17 protein-coding genes are annotated in these 23254 nt (G+C 71.7%); 8 read left to right on the forward strand and 9 right to left on the reverse strand.

What is annotated here, in order from left to right; all coding sequences use genetic code 11:
• Positions 1-31 precede the first annotated feature (31 nt).
• Positions 32-700 (forward strand): uridine kinase family protein, encoded by a 669-nt coding sequence (locus tag KCQ71_RS14845; protein ID WP_223407212.1) that lies wholly within the window; start codon positions 32-34, stop codon positions 698-700.
• A 30-nt stretch (positions 701-730) separates the two neighbouring features.
• Here the strand turns inward: KCQ71_RS14845 and arfA are convergent, their stop codons facing one another.
• The 7 genes from arfA to KCQ71_RS14880 all read right to left on the reverse strand — a co-directional run bounded on the left by arfA (position 731) and on the right by KCQ71_RS14880 (position 10065).
• Positions 731-2239, reverse strand: coding sequence for an arabinosylfuranosidase ArfA (gene arfA, locus KCQ71_RS14850; protein ID WP_223407214.1), 1509 nt, complete (start codon positions 2237-2239; stop codon positions 731-733).
• A 20-nt stretch (positions 2240-2259) separates the two neighbouring features.
• Positions 2260-3579, reverse strand: coding sequence for a glycoside hydrolase family 27 protein (locus KCQ71_RS14855; protein ID WP_223407216.1), 1320 nt, complete (start codon positions 3577-3579; stop codon positions 2260-2262).
• A gap of 54 nt (positions 3580-3633) precedes the next feature.
• Complete coding sequence (locus KCQ71_RS14860; protein ID WP_223407218.1) at positions 3634-4647, reverse strand: zinc-dependent alcohol dehydrogenase; 1014 nt, start codon at positions 4645-4647, stop codon at positions 3634-3636.
• A 104-nt stretch (positions 4648-4751) separates the two neighbouring features.
• The gene (gene araA / locus KCQ71_RS14865) at positions 4752-6260 is read right to left on the reverse strand and encodes an L-arabinose isomerase (protein WP_223407350.1); all 1509 of its coding nucleotides are present in this window, start codon (positions 6258-6260) and stop codon (positions 4752-4754) included.
• An 8-nt stretch (positions 6261-6268) separates the two neighbouring features.
• Positions 6269-7012 carry an L-ribulose-5-phosphate 4-epimerase gene (locus KCQ71_RS14870; protein WP_223407220.1) on the reverse strand — a complete coding sequence of 248 codons (744 nt, stop codon included), beginning with the start codon at positions 7010-7012 and terminating at the stop codon, positions 6269-6271.
• Entirely contained in the window at positions 7009-8757 is a 1749-nt protein-coding gene (gene araB / locus KCQ71_RS14875; RefSeq protein WP_223407222.1) for a ribulokinase, read from the reverse strand. Before araB ends, KCQ71_RS14870 begins: the two co-directional genes overlap by 4 nt.
• A 294-nt stretch (positions 8758-9051) precedes the next feature.
• Positions 9052-10065, reverse strand: coding sequence for a LacI family DNA-binding transcriptional regulator (locus KCQ71_RS14880; RefSeq protein ID WP_308116645.1), 1014 nt, complete (start codon positions 10063-10065; stop codon positions 9052-9054).
• A 407-nt stretch (positions 10066-10472) separates the two neighbouring features.
• Here KCQ71_RS14880 and KCQ71_RS14885 point away from each other — a divergent pair, with 407 nt between their 5' ends.
• From KCQ71_RS14885 to KCQ71_RS14915, 7 genes are read left to right on the forward strand one after another with little or no spacing between them, the layout of a single operon-like run.
• Positions 10473-11129 carry a DUF624 domain-containing protein gene (locus KCQ71_RS14885; protein WP_223407226.1) on the forward strand — a complete coding sequence of 219 codons (657 nt, stop codon included), beginning with the start codon at positions 10473-10475 and terminating at the stop codon, positions 11127-11129.
• Between the two features lie 32 nt (positions 11130-11161).
• Positions 11162-12724: an extracellular solute-binding protein gene (locus tag KCQ71_RS14890; protein ID WP_223407228.1), complete on the forward strand. Its 1563-nt coding sequence runs from the start codon at positions 11162-11164 to the stop codon at positions 12722-12724.
• 60 nt (positions 12725-12784) lie between these two features.
• Positions 12785-13756 (forward strand): ABC transporter permease, encoded by a 972-nt coding sequence (locus KCQ71_RS14895; RefSeq protein ID WP_223407230.1) that lies wholly within the window; start codon positions 12785-12787, stop codon positions 13754-13756.
• The gene (locus KCQ71_RS14900; RefSeq protein WP_223407232.1) at positions 13756-14637 is read left to right on the forward strand and encodes a carbohydrate ABC transporter permease; all 882 of its coding nucleotides are present in this window, start codon (positions 13756-13758) and stop codon (positions 14635-14637) included. The genes KCQ71_RS14895 and KCQ71_RS14900 overlap by 1 nt, the downstream gene beginning before the upstream one ends.
• Positions 14634-15275 carry a rhamnogalacturonan acetylesterase gene (locus KCQ71_RS14905; protein ID WP_223407233.1) on the forward strand — a complete coding sequence of 214 codons (642 nt, stop codon included), beginning with the start codon at positions 14634-14636 and terminating at the stop codon, positions 15273-15275. The genes KCQ71_RS14900 and KCQ71_RS14905 overlap by 4 nt, the downstream gene beginning before the upstream one ends.
• A gap of 33 nt (positions 15276-15308) precedes the next feature.
• Positions 15309-18044, forward strand: coding sequence for an exo-rhamnogalacturonan lyase family protein (locus tag KCQ71_RS14910; RefSeq protein WP_223407235.1), 2736 nt, complete (start codon positions 15309-15311; stop codon positions 18042-18044).
• A gap of 51 nt (positions 18045-18095) precedes the next feature.
• Positions 18096-20516 (forward strand): glycosyl hydrolase family 95 catalytic domain-containing protein, encoded by a 2421-nt coding sequence (locus tag KCQ71_RS14915; RefSeq protein ID WP_223407237.1) that lies wholly within the window; start codon positions 18096-18098, stop codon positions 20514-20516.
• Here the strand turns inward: KCQ71_RS14915 and KCQ71_RS14920 are convergent.
• Together KCQ71_RS14920 and nhaA are read right to left on the reverse strand one after the other, a co-directional pair.
• Positions 20482-21168 carry a Pr6Pr family membrane protein gene (locus KCQ71_RS14920; RefSeq protein WP_223407239.1) on the reverse strand — a complete coding sequence of 229 codons (687 nt, stop codon included), beginning with the start codon at positions 21166-21168 and terminating at the stop codon, positions 20482-20484. The genes KCQ71_RS14915 and KCQ71_RS14920 overlap by 35 nt on opposite strands.
• Positions 21169-21210: 42 nt before the next feature.
• Entirely contained in the window at positions 21211-23151 is a 1941-nt protein-coding gene (gene nhaA / locus KCQ71_RS14925) for a Na+/H+ antiporter NhaA (RefSeq protein WP_223407241.1), read from the reverse strand.
• Positions 23152-23254 lie beyond the last annotated feature (103 nt).

Consider the following 23254-nt stretch of genomic DNA (forward strand, 5'->3'; position numbering starts at 1 on the left):
GATGCTGCTCGGAGATGGGGATAATGGCCGGATGCCCGAAGGTCCCGACCCTGACAGTGCCGGAGATGCACTCTTCCCCATCCCGGAAGGCGCCCGGCAGGTCCGGCGCCGGGTGGTGCTGCTGACCGGCCCGTCCGGCTCGGGCAAGAGCTCGCTGACCCGCCGGCTCGGGTTGCCGGTGGTGCCCCTGGACGATTTCTACTTCGACATCGACCGCCCCGGTCTGCCGTCCCGGTTCGGCAGCGTGGACTGGGACTCGCCGGCGTCCTGGGACCACGACGGCGCGCGGGCGGCCCTGGTGGCGCTGTGCCGGTACGGCGCGAGCGACCTGCCGGTCTACGACATCCCGTCCTCGCGCCGCACCGGCACCAGTCGCCTGGTCCTCGACGGCGAGCCGATCGTGATCGCCGAGGGCATCTTCGCCGCGGAGCTGGTCGCGGACCTGCGCGCCGAGGACGTGCTCGCTGATGCGATCTGCCTGCTTCGCCCGCGGATGCAGACGTTCTGGTTCCGGCTGCTCCGGGACTTCGCGGAGTCCCGCAAGCCCCCGATGACGCTGATCCGCCGGGGCGCCGCCCTGTTCCGGGCCGAGCCGGAGCTCATCCGCGGCTGGGTGGCCAAGGGCTGCCGCGCCGCCGGCGTGGCCGAGGCCGAGCGCGACATCCGCGCCCTGGCCGCGGCGCCGACCGCCCGGCGGTGAGCCGCCCCGGCGGCCGGCAGCAGCCACGGCTCAGGCGCCCAACCGCACCACGGACCAGGAGACGGCCGGCAGCTCGACCGTGACGACGCCGTCGGACACTGCGGCCGTGCCGTTCTCGACCGGCAGCACCGACGTCGCATCGTCCGCGGACGCCGCCCAGGTGTGGTCCGGGTTGGACAGCGTCTGTGCGCCGACCACCCGCACGTCGCCGAGCGAGCGCACGTCCACGGTCAGGGTGAGGGTCTCGGTGGTGGAGCGGTTGACGGCGAAGATCGCCACCGCGCCGGTCTCCGGGTCGCGAGTGGCGACGGCGTCCAGTGCCGAGACCTCGCCGAACTTCTCGGTCTCCAGCGTCGGTGCGTCGACGGCCACCTGCAGCACCTCGCCCTTGGCGTGCTCGGACGTCAGCGCGAACGGGTGGAACGTGGTCTGGCGCCAGGAGCGCCCGCCCGGCTCGGTCATGATCGGCGCGATCACATTGACGAGCTGGGCTAGCGAGGCCGAGTGCACCCGGTCGGTGTGCCGCAGCAGTGAGATGAGCAGGTTGCCCACCACCACGGCGTCGGCCACGTTGTAGCGGTCCTCGAGCAGCACGGGTGCGACCGGCCAGTCGTCCCCGGTCGGCGGGCGGGACTCGGCGCGGTGCTGGTACCAGACGTTCCACTCGTCGAAGGAGATGTGGATGCGCTTGGTCAGCTTCTTCGCGGCCCGCACGGCGTCCGCGGTGGCGCTCACCGAGTCGATGAAGTGGTCCATGTCGACGGCGGAGGCCAGGAAGGAGGCCAGGTCGCCGTCCTTCTCGCTGTAGTAGGCGTGCGCGGAGATGTAGTCGACGTACTCGTACGCCTCCTCCAGCACGGTGGCCTCCCAGGTGCCGAAGGTCGGCATCGCCGAGGAGGAGCTGCCGCACACAACGAGCTCGAGGTCGGGGTCGACCATCCGCATGGCCCGGGCGGCCTCGGTGGCGAGGCGCCCGTACTCGTGGGCGGTCTTGTGCCCGATCTGCCAGGGGCCGTCCATCTCGTTGCCCAGGCACCACATCTTGATGCCGTACGGCTCCTCGGCTCCGTTCGCGCGGCGCAGGTCGGACAGCTGCGTGCCGCCGGCGACGTTGCAGTACTCGAGGATGTCGAGGGCCTCCTGCACCCCGCGGGTGCCGAGGTTGATGGCCATCATCGGTTCGACGTCGGCCTTCTTCGCCCAGCGCATGAACTCGTCCACGCCCACGGTGTTCGGGTCGGTGGAGTGCCAGGCCAGGTCGAGTCGGCTGGGGCGCTGCTCGCGCGGGCCGATGCCGTCCTCCCAGCGGTACCCGGAGACGAAGTTGCCGCCCGGGTAGCGCACGGTGCCGGTGCCGAGCTCCTTGACGAGGTCGAGGACGTCGCCGCGGAAACCGTCCTCGTCGGCGCTCGCGTGCTCGGGGTCGTGGATGCCGGTGTACACGCACCGGCCGAGGTGCTCCACGAAGGAGCCGAACGTGCGGCGGCGGACGGGCCCGACGACGAACGCCGGGTCGATCACGAGGGATGCGGTCAGCATGGGGTGCTCCAGGTTGCGGGTCAGTGGTGGGGGTCGAGTCGCACGAGCCGGACGCCGTGCGGGGGGATGGTGAGCGGTTCGGCGAGGTCGAGGACCTCGCCGCTCCAGAGGTCGGTCGCGGTGTGCGGGTCGCGTACGCCGACGGCGGCCGGATCGACGACGGCGGAACTCGCCCCGTCGCCGAGGTGGAAGGCGGCCAGGTAGGTGGGGTGGGCGGACCGGGTCGGGTGGGCGGACGAGCTCGCGTCGCGCCCGCCGGCCCGCGCCGCGGGCCGCGTCGCCCGGGCCGACCACAGCACGGCGTCGCCGTCGCGGGAGACCTGGGCTCCGCCGTCGGAGGCCTTGAGGATCTCCAGCACGTCCGGATTGGTGAGCAGCGCGAGCGTGTCGGCGTCGGTGGAGGGCAGGTCGCCGCCGAACATGAGCGGCGACCGGGCCATCACCCACAACGTCATGAGGGTGCGGGCCTCGGCGCGGGTGAGCCGGCTGGGCCGGTCCTGCCCGCGCTCGGCTCGGATGCCGATCCGCCCGAGCGGGAGCATGTCCGCGTCCGCCCAGCCGCCCGGACGCTGGGTCGGCGCCCACCGGGCAAGGCGTTCGAACTGGTCGTACACGTCCTCCCAGCGGTCCCAGAGGTCATCGCTGATGCGCCACATGGCGGCGTTGTCGCGCAGGTGGTCCAGATGCGCGGTGTCCAGGCCGGTGCCGGGCGACAGGGACAACACGATCGGGCGGCCGGACCGGCGGATCGCCTCGGCGTACGCGGCGATCTCGGCGTCGTGGAACGGGGCGAGCATGTCGTCGGCCTTGATGAAGTCGACGCCCCAGTCCGCGAACTGGGCGACCTGGGAGTCGTAATAGGCCTGCGCCGCCGGGTGGTCGTGGTTCAGGCCGTAGTTGTCCGGGTTCCACGGGCATACGGACCCGGTGTCGGCGGCGTCGGAGGCGGTCCACTCGGTGCCCAGGATCGGCAGGTCCAGCTCGACGGCGCGGCGCGGGATGCCGCGCATGATGTGCAGCCCGAAGCTCAGCCCGAGGTCGTGGACCCGGGCCGCGAGCGGGCCGAAGCCGGCACCGTCGGCCGCGGAGCCGAACCTGTTCGGCGCCGGCAGCTGGCGGCCGAACGCGTCCAGTTCCACGGGCGGGTCGTCGTTGTAGCCACCGGCCCGCGCGGTCGGCTCGTACCACTGGATGTCCACGACCAGGACGTTCCACCCGAACGGCAGGAGGTGCGCCGCCATGAACTCGGCGTTCGCGAGCACCTCGTCCTCGGTGACGCTGGGGCCGTAGCAGTCCCAGCTGTTCCACCCCATCGGGGGTGTGGTGGTGTCGACCTGCATCGTTGCGCGGACCTCTCGGGGTGTTTCGGAATCGGGGTGGGTTGGGGCGTGGCGTCAGTCGAGGCCGATGACGACCTTGAGGCCGGTGCGCTCGGTGGCCCGGGCGAACGCGGCAGGGGCGTCGGTCAGCGGCGCGCGCTCGGAGACGAGCGAGCGCACGTCCACCAGGCCACGCTCGACGAGCCGGATGGCGCGCGGGTACATCTCCTTCATGCGGCGCACCATGACCAGGGTCAGGCCCTTACGGCGGGCGGTGCCGGCCCGGAACGACGAGGAGTCGTCATCGGGGATGCCGCCGAGGATCACCCGGGCGCCCGGGCGGGCGGCGGTCATCGAGATGGCGATCGCGTCGTCGTTGCCGGCGATCTCGAACACCACGTCCGCGCCGAGCCCGTCCTCGCCCCAGTTCGTCCATGCGGACGCCTCCCGGGCCTCGTCCGGCGTGAGCACCTCGTCGGCGCCGTAGCGCAGCGCCGCCTCCCGGCGGTGTTCGCGCGGTTCCACGACGGCCACTCGGTCGGCACCGGCGGAGCGGGCCAACTGCACGAGCAGCAGGCCGATCGGGCCGCCGCCGACGATCACCACGTTCGCCGCGAGCGGGACGTGCGCGAGGTCCCACGCGTGCAGGGCCACCCCGAGCGGCTCGAGCACCGCACCGTCGGCCCCGGTGAAGGACTCCGGGAGCGGGAACAGGCGGTTCGTGGGCCAGGAGATGTAGTCGGCCAGGCCGCCGTCGAGCTTCCCGTGGCCGGCGAAGCCGACGGTCGGGCAGAGGTTCGGGTGGCCCTCGTGGCACATCGAGCAGTTCATGCACGGGATCGCCGGGTCCACGGCCACACGGACGCCGTCGAGTTCGCCGGAGGCGCCGATGCCGGCGAACTCGTGGCCCGGCACGATCGGCCGGGTGAGCCGGGCGTCGCCGATGCCGCCCTCGGCGAACCAGTGCAGGTCGCTGCCGCACAGGCCCACGTCGGTCACCCGGACCAGCGTGTGGCCGGGCTGCACCTCGGGCAGTTCCGCCTCCTCGATCCGGAGGTCACCCACCCCATGGAGTCTGGCCAGACGCATCCTTGCTCTTCTCCTTCACGGTGCCGCGTGGAGCACGTCCTCGCGCGCGGAATATCGGTGTTGTTAACGCTATCAGGAATGCTGTGGACTCCGGCCAGTCTGCCCTAGAGCGTCTGGGCGAGCCGGTGGTAGGCGGCGTTCCAGCGCAGCTCCCGGGCGAAGCCGCGCACCGTGGTCTGTGCGTCGATCACCGCGAGCTCGGTGCGGGCGATCTCGGCGAAGTCCTCGAAGACCTCGAGCCCGACGGCGGTGGTGAGCACCGTGTGGTGCGCGCCTCCCGCGGTGAGCCAGGCCCGCGCCGACGTGGTGAAGTCCGGGCGTGGCACCCAGACCGCACGCGCCACCGGCAGGTTCGGCAGCTCCGCGTCCGGGCCGACGATGTCCACCTCGTTGGCCACGAGCCGGAACCGCTCGCGCATGTCCGAGAGCGCCACCACCAGGCCCTCGCCGAGGTCTGCGTCGAAGACCAGGCGCACCGGGTCCTCGCGGTCCCCGATCCCGAGCGGGTGGATCTCCAGCCGCGGCCGGGACGTGGTCAGCGACGGGCAGACCTCGAGCATGTGCGCGCCGAGGATCTTCTGCTTGCCGGGGGTGAGCTCGTAGGTGTAGTCCTCCATCAGGGACGCGCCACCCGGCAGGCCGTGGCCCATCACCTTCGCCAGGCGGACGAGGATGGCGGTCTTCCAGTCACCCTCCGCGCCGAAGCCGTAGCCGGCGGCCATGAGCCGCTGCACGGCCAGGCCGGGGAGCTGACGCAGCCCGCCGAGGTCCTCGAAGTTCGTGGTGAAGGCGGCGAAGCCGCCCTCCTCGAGGAAGGACCGCAGCCCCAGTTCCTGCCGGGCGCCGTACCGCAGCGACTCGTGCCGCTCACCGCCGGGCAGCAGCTCGGCGACCACGTCGTAGGTCTCGACGTACTCGGCGACGAGGGCGTCGATGTCGGCGTCGGTGACGGCGTCGACCCGGGCCACCAGGTCGTTCACACCCCAGGTGTTCACCGAGACACCGAACCGCAGCTCGGCCTCGGTCTTGTCCCCCTCGGTGACCGCGACGCCCCGCATGTTGTCCCCGAACCGGGCCAGCTTCATGCCCGTCAGGGCCGCCCACCCGGCCGCCGCGCGAGCCCACGCGCCCACCTGGGCGCGGACCACGCCGTCGGACGCGTGCCCGACCACGATCTTGCGGGACACGCCCAGCCGGGCCGCCATGTAGCCGAACTCGCGGTCGCCGTGGGCGGCCTGGTTCAGGTTCATGAAGTCCATGTCGATATCGGCCCAGGGCAGCTCCACGCCGGCCTGCGTGTGCAGGTGCAGCAGCGGGGTCCGCAGCGCGTCCAGGCCGGCGATCCACATCTTCGCCGGGGAGAACGTGTGCATCCAGGTAATGACGCCGATGCAGTCGTCGTCGGCGTTCGCGTCCAGGGCGGCCCGGCGGATGGCCGCCGAGTCCTTCAGGACGGGCTTCCAGACGACCCGGACCGGGATCGACTCCGACTCCTCGAGCAGCGCCGCCACCTGCTGCGACTGCTCGGCGACCTGGGCGAGGGTCTCCGCGCCGTACAGGTCCTGGCTCCCGGTCAGGAACCAGATCTCCTTGCCCTCGAACGGGTCGGTCATGTTGGTGCTCACGCGGGGTCCTCCTCGGGCGCTGGGCCCTGTCCGTAGACGTTCTGGTAGCGGTCGTACAGCGAGTCGATGTCGGTCTGCGCGATCGGCAGCGGGTCCCCGAGCTGGCGCGAGATGTGCACGGTGCGGGCGACCTCCTCGCACATCACCGCGGCCTTCACGGCGGCGCGCGCGTCCGCGCCGACCGTGAACGGTCCGTGGCCCTGCATGAGCACGGCGGGCGAGCGGGACTCCCGGAGGGTCTCGACGATGCCGCGGCCGATCGAGTCGTCGCCGATCAGCGCGAACGGCCCGATCGGGATCTCACCGCCGAACTCGTCGGCCATCATCGTCAGCACGCAGGGCACGGGCTCGCCGCGTGCCGCCCAGGCGGTCGCGTAGGTCGAGTGCGTGTGCACCACGCCGCCGACCTCGGGCAGGTGCCGGTACACGTAGGCGTGCGCGGCGGTGTCCGAGGACGGCTTCAGGTGCGCCGGGGTGCCGTCGGCGATCTTCGCGCCGTCGAGCGTGCAGACGACCATCGACTCCGGCGTGAGGTCGTCGTAGGAGACGCCGGACGGCTTGATCACGAACAGGTCGGCGCCGGTCACCCGCTCCGAGACGTTGCCGGCGGTCCAGACGACGAGCTGGTAGCGGGTCAGCTCCGCGTGCAGGGCCGCCACCCGCTCCCGGGCCTGCCCGACGGCGGTGCGCACCTGCACCGGCAGGTCCGCCAGCACGATCGGTTCCGTCGAGCCGGTCATACGAGGTCACCCTGCGGCTCGAGGTCGGGTGCCGCCGCCGCGGCGTCGCCTTCGGCGGCGCCCGAAGCGAGCGCCCGACGGCGGATCTTCTTGAGCCGGCGCATCACGTCGTTGCCGCCGCGTCCGAAGTAGTCGTGCAGCGCCGCGTACTCGGCGTACAGCTCGCCGTAGGCGGCGGTCGCGTCCGGGTCCGGCGTGTACGCGCCGGTCACCCGCCCGCCCATCGCGGCCGCGGCCGCGCGAACGTCCGGGTAGGCGCCGGCAGCGACCGCGGCGTGGATCGCCGAGCCGAGCGCGGGGCCCTGCTCGGAGACGATCGTGCTCAGCGGCAGCCCGGTGACGTCGGCGTACATCTGCATGAGGAAGCGGTTCCGGAGCAGGCCCCCGGCCACCACGAGCTCGGTGATCGGCACCCCCGAGGCCGCGAACGTGTCGACGATCGTCTTGGTGCCGAACGCGGTCGACTCCAGCAGGGCGCGGTAGATGTCCTCGGGCCGGGTGGTCAGGGTCTGCCCGAGCGTGAGACCGGACAGTTCGTGGTCCACCAGCACCGAGCGGTTCCCGGAGTGCCAGTCCAGCGCGACGAGCCCGTGGCCGCCGATCGGCTGGGCGGCCGCGAGGTCGGTCAGGTAGGCGTGGATGGACTGGCCCGCCGCCTCGGCCTGTGCCACGTACGCCGGGGGCACGCCGGTGGAGACGAACCAGGCGAAGATGTCCCCGACGCCGCTCTGCCCGGCCTCGTAGCCGTACAGGCCGGTGATCACGCCGCCGTCGACGACGCCGCACATGCCCGGCACCTCGTGCAGGTTCTCGCTGTTGACGACGTGGCACGTCGAGGTGCCCATGATGAGCACCATCTGGCCCGGGTCCACGGCGTTCGCGGCAGGTAGCGTGACGTGTGCGTCGACGTTGCCGACGGCCACGGCGATGCCCTCGGGCAGCCCGGTCCAGGCCGCGGCCTCGGCGGTGAGCCGACCGGCCCGCGCGCCGAGCGGGGCGATCGGTGCGTCCAGCTTGCCGGAGACGAAGGCCGCGAAGTCGGGGTTGAGCGCGCCGAGGAAGCCGGCGTCGGGGTGGGCGCCGTCCTGGTAGATGCCCTTGTAGCCGACGGTGCTGGCGTCCCGGACGTAGGTGCCACCGAGTTGCCAGACGATCCAGTCCGCGGCCTCGACCCAGCGGTCCATGGCGTCGTAGATCTCGCGGTCCTCCTCGAGCACCTGCAGCGCCTTGGCGAACTGCCACTCGGAGGAGATCAGTCCGCCGTAGCGGGGCAGCCAGGCCTCGCCCCGCTCACGGGCGAGTTCGTTGATCCGGTCCGCGTGCGGCTGCGCGGCGTGGTGCTTCCAGAGCTTGACGTACGCGTGCGGGCGGTCTGCGAACTGCTCGAGCTCGTTCAGCGGGGTGCCGTCGGCGAGCGTCGGGATCATCGTGCAGGCCGTGAAGTCGGTGCCGATCCCGATCACGTCGGCGGGGTCCGCGCCGGCGGCCCGCAGCGCCTCGGGCACCGCGTTCCTGAGCACGTCGACATAGTCGGCGGGCACCTGCAGCGCCCAGTCCGGCGGCAGCGGCTCGTCGGTCGAGGCGGTCAGCGTCCGGTCCATCACGGCGTGCGGGTAGGCATACTCCGCGCTGCCCAGCTCGGCACCGTCACTGACCCGGACCACCACCGCCCGGCCGGACAGCGTCCCGTAGTCCACCCCGATCACCAGGGCGTCTCGACCCTGCTCGGCCGCCTGTTCGGTCATCCCTCGGTCCTCTTTCGCGTCGTTGCCCCGAATGTCACGGGCGTCCTCGCCCCATACACCGTATCGCGAATGTGTTAACGCTCACAACAAGACTTGCCAACCTAGCCGCGACGTACTCCCGCGCGAGCGTGCCGAAGCGGCGCCAAATCGCTCCCTCACCCGTGCCCGCGCTGCCCGCCGCCCGGCCGAAAGTGCTGTTGTGGTTGCCACTTCCGCTCTCTCACCGGACCACCCCGCCCGCCACCCAGCCGAAAGTGCTGTCGTGGTTGCCACTTCCGCTCTCTCACCGCGAACTCAGGGACGCGGTGGCCCCGAGCTGGCCCGCTCCACCAGCACCGGCGCGACCAGGTCGCGGGCCGCCGCCTCGCCGGCGATCGCCGCGACCAGGGCGTCGATCGCAAGCCGGCCGAGGGCCTCGAAGTCCTGCCGAACCGTGGTCAGTGGCGGGAAGAAGTTGTCCGCGCCGACGATGTCGTCGAAGCCGACCACGGAGACCTGCCCGGGCACGTCCACGCCGGCCTCCGCGAACGCGCGCAGGACGCCGAGCGCCATCTGGTCGTTCGCCGCGAAGACCGCCGTGGGCAGGTCCTCGAGCAGCGACTGCCCGGCCGCGTACCCGGAGCCCGCGCTCCAGTCGCCGGCGAGGTCCTGGCGCGGGGCGACGTCGGCCTCGCTCAACTCCGCTTGCCACCCGCGCACCCGGGCCCGGGCGTCGAACCAGTCCCCGGGGCCGGCCACGTGCACCACGTCCCGGTGCCCCTGGTCGAGCAGGTAGCGGGCGACCAGCCGCGCCCCCGCCTCCTGGTCAACGGACACCAGCGGCGGGTCGTCCGGCTCCGGCGTGAGCGAGGAGATCATCAGCAACGGCACCTCGGCGAATGCCGCCCGGGCGGCGCCGGCCACCTCGTCGCCCTGCGCGATCACGACGACACCTTCGACCGACTGGTCCATGAACGAGCCGAAGATCTCCTGCATCAGCTCCGGCGTGGGGCGCGGGGCCGCCGCCACGGTGACGAAGTAGCCGGCCGCCCTGGCCGTGCGCTCGAGCACTGCGAGGGTGCTCGCCGGGCCGGAATGCACCGAGCCGCTGGTGATGATCCCGATGATGCCGGACCGGTGCGTGACCAGCGCCCGGGCGGCACTGTTGCGCCGGTAGCCGAGTTCGGCGATCGCGGCGAGCACCCGCTCGCGGGTGCTGTCCCGAACGTTCGGGTGGTCATTCAGCACGCGGGACACCGTCTGGTGCGACACGCCCGCCACCCTGGCCACGTCATTCATCCCCGGACGCGTTCGACGGCTCGCCACCATGCGATTCCCAACTCCCCTGGCTTCCACTTGTGAGCGCGAGCCTAGACCCCACCTGACACCGGTCGACCGGATTCCGCGGCCACGCCGCCATCCGGACGGAGACCGCTTTCCCAGCCTCTTGACAGTGAATGCTTTCAACCCTAACGTTCACCGAGTCTCGTCCGAGCAGCCTGCGAAGTCGCAGTCCGCTCCGGCCAGGTGGGGCGCTGACGCCCATCACTCGCTCGGCCCACAACTGCACCACCAACGAACCCCCGACCCCAGCCGGCTTCGGCCCGGCCACCTGCCCGACCGGGCTCCATACCGGCCGACACGCAGCCGCACTTCGAGGAAAGGCCCATGACACTCAAATTCGTGAACGTTCACGAACGGCGTCACGGCGCTGTTCACGCACCCCGGGGCGCACCGTGACGACCGCCCAGACCTCGTCCTACACACCGGGCCGCACCGAACGCTGGTACGGCTGGGCGGACACCATCGGGTACGTGGCCGTCCTGAACGCCCTGGTGCTCGCGTTCACGGTGGTCGGCGGCGTGGTGCTGGGGTTCGCCCCGGCGGTCGCGGCCGCGGCCGCGTGCAGCCGGGGCCGGATCCGCGGGGACGCACAGCCGTTGCTGCGCACGTTCGCCTCGACCTGGCGCGGACAACTGCGCCGGGCGAACCTGCTCCAGGCACCGGGTTGGCTCCTGCTGACGATCCTCGGCCTCAACCTCACCGCGTTCTGGGGCGAGCCGGGCCGCACCGCGCTGGTGGTCGCCCTGGTGGCGGCCGCGGCGCTGACCGTCACCCACCAGCTCCTCGTGATCACCATGGACGCCCACTACGACCTGCGCGCCCGGGACTGCCTTCGCCTCGCGTTCGCGTTCGCCCTCCGGTTCCCCGGCGTCCCCCTCCTGCTCGCCGCCACGACCACCCTCGTGGCCGCCGTCACCGCGTGGCTGCCGGGCCTGCTGCCGACCGTCTCGATCGGCGTCTGGCTGTACCTGTGCACTGCGCTGTGCCTGTCCTTCTTCGCCGCCAATGACCGCCAGGTGGAGGCGGATCCCTCCAGCACCACCGTTTGACCTCGCCAATGATGACGAAAGGAACACCGACCATGACACCGAGGAAGCGACTGCGAGCACCGCTCGCGATCCTGACCGTGACCGGTCTCGCACTGACCGCCGCGTGCACGAGCGGAGGTGCCGACGACGGCGGCGGTGAAGACGGCGGCGACGGCGACGATGCGCTCTCGAGCCTGTCCATCATGGCGCCCTACTTCGCGGCCGTGCCACCGGAGGAGGACGACCTGATCGACCAGGCACTCAGCGAACTGACCGGGGTGGACCTGTCCGTGCAGTGGGTGCCGAACACGGCCTACGGCGAGCGCACGAACGTGGTCCTCGCCGGCGACGACATCCCGGACGTCATGGTGATCCAGGGCAAGACCCAGGCGTTCGTGCAGACGGCGGAGGCCGGCGGGTTCTGGGACCTGACCGACTACCTCCGCTCCGGCGACTACCCGAACCTCGTCTCGGAGAACCCGGACGTGGAGGAGGCGTCCGGCGTGAACGGCCGGGTCTTCGGCATCTACCGGGCCCGCGACGTCATCCGGCACTGCATCATCCTGCGCGCGGACTGGCTCGCCAACCTCGGCCTCGAACAGCCGCAGACCACCGACGAACTCTTCGAGGTGGCGCGTGCGTTCACCGAGGACGATCCCGATGGCAACGGGCAGGACGACACCTACGGGTTCATCAACCCCGCCTGGCCCGGGTCGATCGGGTCCAACAGCCCGTACGACGCGCTGGAACTCTGGCACGGCGCCGGCAACCTCTGGACCGACGAGGGCGGGGAACTGGTCCCGTCATTCACCACCGACGAGTGGATGGAGGCGGTGCTCTACGAGCGCGACCTCGTCCAGAACGGCTACACCAACCCGGACTACGCCACGATGGACCCGGCCACCTGGAACGAGCCCTTCGTGAACGGTCAGGGCGGCATCATCATCGACGTCCAGTCGCGGGCTCCGCAGCTGGTCGACCTCTTCCGCGAGCAGGACCCGGAGAACTTCGAGTCCTATGTGGCGCTCGTCGGTCAGCCCGAGGGCCCGAACGGGACGTTCGCCATGCCCACCAGCGGGTACTCCGGCTTCCTCGCCATCCCGCGCTCCTCGGTGGAGACCGAGGAGCAGCTGGAGCAGGTGCTCACGGTTCTGAACGACCTGACCTCCACCGAGGCGCAGATCCTCCTGAACAACGGCATCGAGGGTGACAACTTCACCGTCGTGGACGACTACGCGGAGTTCAACCCGGACCGCCAGGACTTCACCGACCAGGTCACCGGCGCCTGGGCGCAGCTCGGCATGAACGTGGCCGGCTACAACGCGTACTCGACCCGGCCGGAGACCCCGTTCGACGAGGGGCTGGCCCAGCTCCGCCTCGACCTGCAGGCAGAGGACCTCGAGAACGCGGTCTTCAATCCGGGCGCCTCCCTGGTCTCCGACACCTACATGTCCAGCGGCACCCAGCTCGACACCCTGATCTCCGATGCACGGATCCAGTTCATCGCCGGTCAGATCGACGAGGCCGGGCTGCAGGACGTCATCGACCGCTGGCACTCCCAGGGCGGCGACCAGGTGATCGCCGAGATGAACGAGCTCTACAGCGAGCTCGGCTGATCGCGGTGGAGGCCGGCCGGTGGTCGGCCTCCACCCCCTGACGTAGGAGAGGAGGCCGGCATGGCCACACTCATCGAGGCCCAGGCCGCGAGTGGGGCGTCCGCGGCGACGCTGCGCCCACAGAACCGCCGCAATGTCCGCGAGACCCTGGCGCGCTACCGCTGGCTGCTGTTCCTGATGCTGCCGGGCATCATCTACTTCCTGTTGTTCCGGTTCTGGCCGATGTACGGGGCCCAGATCGCGTTCCGCGACTACATCCCGTTCCTGGGCATCGAGGGCAGCCCGTGGGTGGGGTGGGAACACTTCGAGACGTTCTTCACCAACCCCGACTTCCCGCGGCTGCTGCGCAACACCCTGATCCTGGCGGCGTTGAGTCTGTTCATCGCGTTCCCTCTGACGATCGTGATGGCGCTGCTGCTGAACGAGTTGCGCCTGAACATCCTCAAGCGGACGGTGCAGACCCTCGTCTACGTCCCGCACTTCCTGTCCTGGACCGTGGTGGTCTCCCTGACCGGCCTGTTGTTCGCGATCGGGAACGGTCCGCTGTGGACCCTGCTCAACGACGTCATGGGAACCGAGACGAACTTCCTGGCCGATCCGGCGTGGTTCCGGCCGCTGATCGTGCTGCAGGACGTGTGGAAGAACACCGGCTGGGGAACGATCATCTTCCTCGCCGCCCTGGCTGGGGTGGACCAGGAGCAGTACGAGGCCGCGATCATCGACGGCGCCGGCCGCTGGCAGCGGGTCTGGCACATCACGCTGCCGTCCATCCGCTCCACGATCATTGTGCTGCTGATCCTGCAGACCGGTCAGATCCTGAACACCGGGTTCGAGCAGATCTACCTGATGTCCAACGCCCTGAACCGCACGGTCGCGGACGTGTTCGACACCTACGTCTACTTCGTCGGGATCCAGCAGGGCTCCTACTCCTACGCCACGGCCGTCGGCCTGGCCAAGGCGATCGTCGGCGTGATCCTGATCTTCGGGACGAACTGGCTCGCCAAGCGCTTCAACCAGCAGGGGATCTTCTGATGGCCAGGGTCAAGTACCGGTTCAACACCCCGGCCGGCAAGGTGTTCGACGCCGTCAACGTCACCGTCCTGATCGCCGTCGGCACCATCGCGATCCTGCCGTTCCTGTACGTGCTCGCCGGCTCCTTCGCCACCGAGTACGAGCTGACCACCCGGCCGTTCTTCCTCTGGCCGAACGAGTTCACCACCGACGCCTACGCCTCGATCCTCAGCTCGAGCGTGTTCGTGCGCGCCTTCATCACCACCATCGCGGTGACCGGTGTCGGGACCGCGATCCAGCTCGTCCTGACCGCACTGATGGCCTACCCGCTGTCCAAGATCGACCTGCCCGGGCGACGCACCATCATGTCCCTGGTCGTGTTCACCATGGTGTTCTCGGCGGGCCTGATCCCGACGTTCCTGGTCGTGAAGCAGCTCGGCCTACTGGACACCTACTGGGCCCTGATCCTGCCCGCGGCGATCAACCCGTTCAGCCTGATCATCATCAAGAACTTCTTCCAGGAACTCCCGAAGGAGCTCGAGGAATCGGCCAAGATCGACGGCGCGAACGAGTTGCGGATCCTGCGCAGCGTGGTCATGCCCCTGTCCAAGCCGGTGCTGGCCACGTTCGCCCTGTTCTACGCCGTCGGGATCTGGAACGACTACATGTCGCCCCTGATCTACCTCAGCGACACGTCCAAGTGGACCCTGCAGATGTTCCTGCGCCAGGTCACCGCCGCGTCCTCCCTCACCGGAGAGGACCTCGGCAACGAGCTCCCGCCACCGGCCCAGGGCATCAAGTTCGCCGTCGTCATGGTCGCCACCATCCCGGTCCTGCTCGCCTACCCGTTCCTCCAGAAGCACTTCGCCAAGGGCATGCTGATCGGGAGCGTGAAGGGATGAGGATCCTGCTCGCGGGCGACTCCACGGTGGCGGCCTGCCCGCCGCACGAGGCCGCGATGTCCGGCTGGGGCGCGCACCTGGCCACGTTCACGCCCGGCGTGGTGGTGCACAACTTCGCCAAGGGCGGGGCCACCACGGCGTCGCTGCGCGCGGACGGCCTGTGGGACGCGCTGCTCTGGGAGGCCACCGCGGGTGACGTCGTCGTGCTGCAGTTCGGTCACAACGACCAGAAGCAACCCGACGTCCTCGGGGCCCGCGCGGGCTACACGGCCAACCTGCTCCGGATGCTCGCCGAGGTACGCCGGGCCGGCGCCGCACCGGTGCTGTGCTCGAGCGTGCAGCGGCGCGCCTTCGCCGCCGGCGCCCTCGAGCCGACCCACGGCGACTACCCGGCCGCCGTCCGGGCCCTGGCCGCGGCCGAGCGGGTTCCGCTGATCGACCTGGCCGCGGCCACCACGGACCTGTACGAGGGTCTCGGCGAGGACGGGTCCCGGTCCCTGTTCACGCAGTTCGGCCCCGGCGAGCACCCCAACTACCCCGACGGCGTCACCGACGACACCCACTTCAACGTCACCGGCGCGACCGCCGTGGCCCGGATCGTCGCCGAGGCACTGGCGCCCGTCCTGGCGACTGCGTGAGTGCACCGAAGACCCACCCGACCCAGGAGCCTCATGCCCGCCGATCCCACTGCTGCACCGTCCGCGACCATCCAGCGCGACACCGTGAGCCTGCCCAGCACCGCCCTGCACTGGCTGGAGGACACCCCCGCCGCCGCGACCGGCGTCACGTGGGGCGTGCCCTGGGCCCGTGGGTCGCTGGCGGCCGGCACCCCGATCGCCCTGCGGACCGCGGGCGGGACCCCGGAGCCGGTGCAGACCTGGGTCACCGCGACCTGGCCGGACGGGTCCGTGAAGTGGACGGCGCACGCCGCCGCCCCCGCCGCACCCCGCGACGCGTACGCGCTCGAGGCCGGCGCCGAGCCGATCCGGCCGGCCCGGGAGGTGTCCGTCACCGAGACCGGCGAGGCCGTGCTCGTGGACACCGGCGTGATCCGGATCAGGGTGCCGCGCACGGGTGCGCACCTGGTCGCCGAGATCGAGACGGGCGGCCGGGTCGTCGCCCGCGCCGGCCGCCTGGTCAGCCTGCTCGCCGCCGGCCCCGACGACGACGGCCCGCAGCCTCGCACGCCGTTCTCCTCCCGGGTGCGTTCGGTGACCGTGGAGCAGAGCGGTCCGGTGCGCGCCGTGCTGCGCATCGACGGCGTGCACGGCAGCGATGGCACCGACGGCGACGCCCGCGAGTGGCTACCGTTCACCGTGCGTCTGTACTCGTACGCCGGCTCACCCACCGTGCGCCTGATGCACTCCTTCGTCTGGGACGGCGACCCCGACCACGACTTCCTCGCCGGCCTCGGGGTCCGGTTCGAGGTGCCGTTGCGCGAGCAGCCCCACGACCGGCACGTGCGCCTGGCCGGCAGCTCCGGCGGGTTCCTCACCGAGGCGGTGCGCGGCATCACCGGCCTGCGCCGCAACCCCGGCAGCGACGTCCGCGCCGCCCAGGTGACCGGTCGGCCCACTCCGCCCACCGCCGACTGGGCCCCGGCCGTCGCCGAACGGCTGCGCTGGGTACCCACGTGGAACGACTGGACGCTGCACCAGGGCAGCCCGGACGGTTACACCGTCCGCAAACGCACGGCCGACGGCGTGGGCTGGGTCGGCATCGGTGGCGGCACCCGGGCCGGTGGGTACGCCTATCTCGGCGATACCTCCGGCGGGCTGGAACTCGGCCTGCGGGACTTCTGGAAGGGCGCGCCCACCCAGATCGACGTCCGCGGCGCCACGACCGACGCCGGTGAGCTGACCGTGTGGCTGTGGTCGCCGGAGTCGCGGGCCATGGACCAGCGGTTCTTCCACGACGGACTCGGCCAGGACGGCTACGCCGACCAGCTGGACGCGCTGGAGATCACCTACGAGGACTACGAGCCCGGCTTCGGCGATGCCAACGGCATCGCCCGCACCCACGAGCTGAGCCTGACCGCGGTGGCGGGGACGCCGTCGTCGGCCGTTCTTGCGAACCGGGCCGCGGCACTGGCGACGCCCCCACTGCTGGTGACCGACCCGGACCGGCTGCATGCGGCCGGGGTGTTCGGCGACTGGGCCCCGGTGGACCGGTCCACGCCGGCGCGGGCCGCGATCGAGGACCGCAACGACTTCCTGCTCGCGTTCTACCTCGACCAGGTGGAGCAGCGCCGCTGGTACGGCTTCTGGGACTACGGCGACGTCATGCACACCTACGACGCGGACCGGCACACCTGGCGCTACGACGTCGGCGGGTACGCCTGGGACAACTCCGAGCTGTCCCCGGACCTGTGGTTCTGGCTGTCCTTCCTGCGTTCGGGGCGGGCGGACCTGTTCCGGTTCGCGGAGGCGATGACCCGGCACACCGGCGAGGTGGACGTCTACCACGCGGGTGCGTTCGCGGGGCTGGGTACCCGGCACAACGTGCAGCACTGGGGGTGCAGCGCCAAGCAGCTGCGGATCTCGAACCCGGCCTACCGGCGGTTCTACTACTACCTGACGGCGGACGAACGGGTCGGGGACCTGCTCGACGAGCTCGCCACCTCCGAGCGCGCTCTGCTCGGCGTGGACGCCACCCGCAAGGTCCGCATCGACGTCTACTCGCCCGACCCGGCCGCCCTCTCCGTCGGGCTCGGCACCGACTGGGGCGCGCTGGCGGCGACCTGGCTGACCCGGTGGGAGCGGCACGGGGACACCGTCGCCCGGGACAAGCTGCTCGGCACGATGGAGGACATCGGCGCGCTTGCGAACGGGTTCCTCACCGGGGAGGCCCGCCTGGACCTGTCCACCGGCCGGTTCGACACCTCCCGCGAGCGGATCGCCGTGTCACACCTGAGCGCCGTCTTCGGCCTGGTGGAGGTGTGCTCGGAGCTGATCGACCTCGCCGACGTGCCGGGCTTCGAGCAGGCGTGGCTGCAGTACTGCCGGCTCTACCTGGCGGACGCGGCCACCCAGGAGGCGGAGCTGGGGCAGTCGCTGACAGGGATCTCGTTGATCCAGGCACACAGCCGGCTCACCGCGTACGCGGCCCACCGCACCGGCGACGCCGAGTTGGCCGCCTTCGCGTGGCGGCGGTTCTTCGTGGACTCCGGGGACATGGTCAACGTCAACGCGCTGTGCCGCGAGCAACACTGGGCCCGGACCCGGATCGACGGTCCGGGCGTGCTCGAGCCGGTGGACGAGGCCCCGTTCGTCTCCACCAACGACGCGTCCCAGTTCGGGCTCGCCGCGATCCAGAACCTGGCCCTGATCGGCGAGTACCTGGAGGAGGCGCGCCCGAGTGGCTCACGCCCTGAGCAGCGACCCACCGGTGAGGGCGAACGCACATAGGATTCTGCGGCCACTGACGCAAGCGATCGAGGGAGTGCCGTGCCGCCGGCCGTGACCACAGCAACACCGGACGTGGCGCTGCGCTACGCCACGCCCGCGCTCGCCTGGACCGATGCCCTACCGATCGGCAACGGGAACCTGGGCGCCATGGCCTTCGGCGGCACCGCGCAGGACCGATTGCAGATCAACGACGACACCTGCTGGACCGGCGCGCCCCGGGTCCGGCCGACCCGCGGCGCCGGCCTGGTGCCCGGGCAGGCCCCGGAGGTCCTGGCCGCTGCCAGGGCCGCGGTCGCCGCGGGCGACGTCCCCCGCGCCGAGGCCCTGGTGCAACGGCTCCAGAGCGGCCGCAGCGAGGCCTATCAACCGCTCGTCGACCTCTGGATCACCGACGCCGGTGCGCCGGAGACCACGGCGGACTACCGCAGGTGGCTCCGGCTCGACGAGGCGGTCGCGGGGCATTCCTGGTCCGACGGCGGCGCAGCGGTGCACCAGGAGGTGTTCGCCAGCCGACCCGCCGGGGCGCTGGTGGCCCACCGGCGGATGCAGGCGCCCACAGACCTGGTGGTCCGGGTCGGTTCGGATCACCGGCTGTTGGAGGTGCGCGCGGCGGGATCGCCGCGGGGTGCCACCTGGTCCGCCCTCGTGCGGATGCCGGCGGTCTCCACCGACCCGAACGCGCCCGGACCCGCCGCGGGCGCGCCGCCGGCGACGCCACCTCCGCCCGGCGCGGCGGTCACCTGCGCGGTGGCCCTGCGCCTGCAGACCGATGGCGTCGTGACCGCACGGACCACGGGCCTCGAGGTGCGCGGAGCGACCTGGCTGACCGTGCTGCTCGCCTCGCAGAGCGACTACGCCGGCGCCCACCGCGTCCTGCACGGCGACGGGACCCGGCTGCTGGCCGAGGCATCCGAGCGGCTCGAGCGGGCCGACGCGAGCACGTTCGCGGACCTCCGCGCGGCGCACGTCGCCGATCACCGTGCTCTCTTCGACCGGGTCGGGCTGCGACTGGGCCGCGGGCCGGGTGCGAGCCGGGACACCGACGAGCGGCTGCGCGAGCACCGGGCGACCGGCACCGACTCCTCCCTCGCCGCTCTGGCGTTCGCCTACGGGCGGTACCTGACCATCGCCGGATCACGGCCCGGCACGCTGCCGCTCAACCTCCAGGGCATCTGGAACGAGTCCCTGCGCCCGCCGTGGCGCAGCAACTACACGATCAACATCAACACCGAGATGAACTACTGGCCGGCGCTGAGCACCAATCTCGCGGAGTGTGACGAGCCGCTGACCCGGTGGCTCGAGGACCTGGCCGCGGCCGGCAGTGGCACCGCCCGGGAGATCTACCGGGCCGGCGGCTGGGTGGCCCACCACAACTCCGACGCCTGGGCGTTCACCGACCCCGTCGGCGACGGCACCCACCCCGCGCGGTGGTCGTTCTGGCCGTTCGGCGGGGTCTGGCTGACCCGGCACCTGATCGACCACTACGACTTCACCGGCGACCTCGACGCGCTGGCCCGCGCCCGGCCGGTCATCCTCGGCGCCGCGCAGTTCGTGCTCGACACCCTGGTGGCGATGCCGGACGGCACCCTCGGCACCAGCCCGGCCACCTCCCCGGAGAACTCCTTCGTCACGGCGGACGGGACCCCGGGCGCGGTGACCGCGTCCACCACCTCGGACCTGGCCATGGCCCGCGACCTGCTCGCCGGCGTCCGCCGACTGGCGGGCGTGGACGTGGGCGACGGCGGCCCGTTCGCCGACGAACCGCTGCTGGCTCGCGTCGATGCCGCGCTGGCCCGGCTGCCCGGCGAGCGAGTGATGGCCGATGGGCGCATCGCCGAGTGGCACCTCGCGGACCTGCCCGAGGCCGAGCCGGAGCACCGCCACCAGAGCCACCTGTTCGGCGTCCACCCGGGCACGTCCATCGACCCGGACCAGGCGCCGGACCTGGCTGCGGCCGCCCTGGCCACACTGGCTGCCCGCGGGCTGGCGTCGACTGGGTGGTCGCTCGCGTGGCGGCTGAACCTGCGCGCCCGGCTGCGCGATCCGGACGGGGCGCAGGCGGCCATCGATGCGTTCCTGCGGCCGGTGGAACAGGCCGGGCCGGCCGTGGTCTCCGTGCAGGGCGGCGGCGTGTACCGCAGCCTGCTGTGCGCGCATCCGCCGTTCCAGATCGACGGCAACCTCGGCTTCACGGCCGGCGTCGCCGAGCTGCTGGTGCAGGGCCACCGGTTCACCTCCGACGGCGTCCGCGAGATCCACCTGCTGCCCTGCCTGCCGCCCGCGTGGGCCGACGGCGCCGTGCACGGCCTGCGGGTGCGCGGCGCGATCACCGTCGACCTCGAGTGGGCCCATGGCGGGCTCCGCACCGCGACCCTCACCCCGGATCGGGACACGACCGTCTCAGTGCGCGCGGGGGACGACCACGCGGTGCATCACCTCACCGCGGGACGCCCTGCGACGATCCGACCCTGACCGGTCGCGGCCGGTATCGCACCACCCCGACCGCGCACACCACGAACGCCCCGACGGCGAACACCACCACCAGCCCGAGGATCGGCACGAGCAGGCCCGCGTAGCCGCCGAACTCGTTCGGGTCGAGGAAGAAGTACGGGTACCAGTCGCCGACGAGCGGGCCACGGATGAGCGTGAACGCGAGGTAGCCCACCGGGTAGGCGAGCCAGACCCAGAACCGGGACAGCCGCAGCCGCCGCACCGTCGGGATCAGCAGCCAGTCGACGGCGACGAGGATCGGGATGATCCGGTGCTGCAGCAGGTTCGGCGGGTGCACCGCCCAGGAGAACATCTCCCCGGGCGCCGCGAGCAGCAGGTTGTACAGGATCCCGGTGAGCACGATGTACGTGGTCATCGCCCCGCGCAGCGGGTCGAACCAGGCGGGCCGGCGCGCCGGCGGCACGCCGATCGCCCAGCCGAGCACAACGATGACCAGCAGGTTGGTGTGGATCGTGAAGTACGCGAAGTGGTCCGCCACCGCGCCGGCGCCCGAGGCCAACTCGGTCAGGTTCCACACCTCGGCGACCACCCCGAGCACCACGATCAGCGCCCGCAGCCCGAGCGCGAGTGGTGACCGGTCCGTGAGCATTCGTGCCCGTTGCTGCTGCTGCATCCGGCAGAGTCTGCCACCGACCGGCCGTCCTGCGAGACCGGGTCAGGCAGGGACCCGGGAGGCCTCGAGCGCCGCGATCAGGGAGGCGGTGTCGTGCGGGCCGAGGTGGCGCCGTTCCCCCACGAAGAAGGTCGGAGTGCCGCGGGCACCGCTGGCCTCGGCGCTGGCGACGTCCTCGCGCACCCGCCGCCTGAGCATCTCCTTGTCCACCCCGCGCATGAAGACCTCCACATCCAGGCCCAGGTCCGCCGCGTACCCGACCAGGTCCTCCACCTCGAGCTCGTCCTGGCGCCGGAACAGCAGATCGTGCATCTCCCAGAACCGGCCCTGGTGGGCGGCAGCCTCGGCCGCGACCGCGGCGAGCTCGGCGTGCGGATGCAGGTCCGGCAGCGGCAGGTGGCGGAACACGTAGCGCAGCTCGTCGCCGTAGTGCTCGCGCAACTCACGGGCCACGCCGGTGGCCTTGGCGCAGAACGGACACTCGAAGTCCCCGTACTCCACGAGCGTGAGTGGGGCGTCCACCGGGCCCCGGATGTGGTCGCGCTCCGGGTCGACCGGCTCGGAGAGCACCATCGGCAGGCTCGCGTTGGTCTCGCCGCGGAACCTCGCGGCCAGGCGGAACACCAGGGCGCCGACCGCGACCGCCAGCACGGCCGCGAGCAGCACCCCGACCCGGGCCTCATCGGCGATCACCGAGTCGCCGAACGCCAGATCCACGATCAGCAGGGCCACCGTGAACCCGATCCCGGAGAGCGCGGCGCCGCCGACCACGTGCCCGGGCGCCACCCCCTGCGGTAGCGATCCGAGGCGGGCCCGCACCCCGGCGAACGCACCGAGGCTGATCCCGACCGTCTTGCCGAGCACCAGGCCGGCCACGACGCCCCAGGTCACCGGCGACCCCAGTGCGTCGGCCAGCACCCCGCCGCGCAGGTCGACTCCCGCGTTCGCGAGCGCGAACACCGGCACGATCAGGTACGACGTCCACGGGTGCAGCACCATCTGCAGCCGTTCGTTCACCGAGATCGACCGGGCCACGCCCGCCTGCACGGTGAGCCCGGAGTCGGGGCGGGGCGACTGACGGAACGCGGCGAACTGCCGGGCCGCCCCCTCGACCTCCTGGCGTCGCGGCAGGAACGCCGGCACGAGCAGCCCGGCGGCCATCCCGGCGATGGAGGGGTGCACCCCGGAGGCGAGGGTGGCCAGCCAGAGCACGACCACCGTGACTACGTACGGCCACGCCTGCCACACCTGGCACCGGCTCAGCACCACGAGGCCGAGCAGACACACCGCCGCGATCACGAGCGCACCGAGGTCCAGGTCGTCGGAGTAGGCGACGCCGATCACGCTGACGGCCACGAGGTCGTCGACCACGGTGAGGGTGAGCAGGAAGATCCGAAGCTGGGTGGACACCGCGGGACCCACCAGCGCCAGGGCGCCGAGCAGGAACGCGGTGTCCGTGCCGATCACGATCCCCCACCCGTGCGCCGCCTCGGTGCCGGCGTTCAGGGCGAGGTAGAACGCCGCCGGGATCAGCATGCCGCCGATGCCGGCGAGCACCGGGACCACGACGCGGCGTCGGTCGGTGAGCTCCCCGGTGGCGAGCTCCTGCCGGACCTCGAGTCCGATGACGAAGAAGAACACGACCATGAGGCCGTCGTTCACCCAGTGCCCGAGGTGCATCTCGAGCATCCAGGGGCCGAGCCCGATCACGGCGTCCGCGTCCCAGATCGCCTCGTACGAGGCCGACCACGGCGAGTTCGCCCAGATCACCGCGAGCGCCGCGGCCACCAGCAGCAGGGTCGCGCCACCCGCCTCGGTCGCCAGGAACGTGCGCAGCGGCGCGGGCAGTTGGCCGATCAGGTGCTTGCGGTGGGTCCGGCTCTGCGGCCCGTCCCGGACCGGCCGCCCGGGCCGGTCCACACGGTCGACCGTGCCCCCTTTGTCCTCTGTGCTGCTCGTGCTGTCTGTGCTGTTCGTGCTCACGTCAACGCCCACCTTCCGCCGAACAGCCGGACCCCGCCGAACTCTTCCGTGGATGCGCGGTGTTCGCCCAGAACGGAATGGTCCGAGGTCGAACACGCTAGCG

The organism is Occultella gossypii (assembly GCF_019947135.1).
Lineage (GTDB): Bacteria > Actinomycetota > Actinomycetes > Actinomycetales > Beutenbergiaceae > Occultella > Occultella gossypii.

What these genes read in the sequence shown, in the direction of transcription:
- KCQ71_RS14905 (WP_223407233.1), top strand. Translation starts at nt 14,634, where the DNA reads ATGAGGATCCTGCTCGCGGGCGACTCCACGGTGGCGGCCTGCCCGCCG.
- KCQ71_RS14860 (WP_223407218.1), bottom strand. Translation starts at nt 4,647, where the DNA reads ATGCGTCTGGCCAGACTCCATGGGGTGGGTGACCTCCGGATCGAGGAG.
- KCQ71_RS14880 (WP_308116645.1), bottom strand. Translation starts at nt 10,065, where the DNA reads ATGGTGGCGAGCCGTCGAACGCGTCCGGGGATGAATGACGTGGCCAGG.
- KCQ71_RS14870 (WP_223407220.1), bottom strand. Translation starts at nt 7,012, where the DNA reads ATGACCGGCTCGACGGAACCGATCGTGCTGGCGGACCTGCCGGTGCAG.
- KCQ71_RS14910 (WP_223407235.1), top strand. Translation starts at nt 15,309, where the DNA reads ATGCCCGCCGATCCCACTGCTGCACCGTCCGCGACCATCCAGCGCGAC.
- KCQ71_RS14855 (WP_223407216.1), bottom strand. Translation starts at nt 3,579, where the DNA reads ATGCAGGTCGACACCACCACACCCCCGATGGGGTGGAACAGCTGGGAC.
- KCQ71_RS14845 (WP_223407212.1), top strand. Translation starts at nt 32, where the DNA reads ATGCCCGAAGGTCCCGACCCTGACAGTGCCGGAGATGCACTCTTCCCC.
- arfA (WP_223407214.1), bottom strand. Translation starts at nt 2,239, where the DNA reads ATGCTGACCGCATCCCTCGTGATCGACCCGGCGTTCGTCGTCGGGCCC.
- araB (WP_223407222.1), bottom strand. Translation starts at nt 8,757, where the DNA reads ATGACCGAACAGGCGGCCGAGCAGGGTCGAGACGCCCTGGTGATCGGG.
- KCQ71_RS14920 (WP_223407239.1), bottom strand. Translation starts at nt 21,168, where the DNA reads ATGCAGCAGCAGCAACGGGCACGAATGCTCACGGACCGGTCACCACTC.
- KCQ71_RS14890 (WP_223407228.1), top strand. Translation starts at nt 11,162, where the DNA reads ATGACACCGAGGAAGCGACTGCGAGCACCGCTCGCGATCCTGACCGTG.
- KCQ71_RS14895 (WP_223407230.1), top strand. Translation starts at nt 12,785, where the DNA reads ATGGCCACACTCATCGAGGCCCAGGCCGCGAGTGGGGCGTCCGCGGCG.
- araA (WP_223407350.1), bottom strand. Translation starts at nt 6,260, where the DNA reads ATGACCGACCCGTTCGAGGGCAAGGAGATCTGGTTCCTGACCGGGAGC.
- KCQ71_RS14900 (WP_223407232.1), top strand. Translation starts at nt 13,756, where the DNA reads ATGGCCAGGGTCAAGTACCGGTTCAACACCCCGGCCGGCAAGGTGTTC.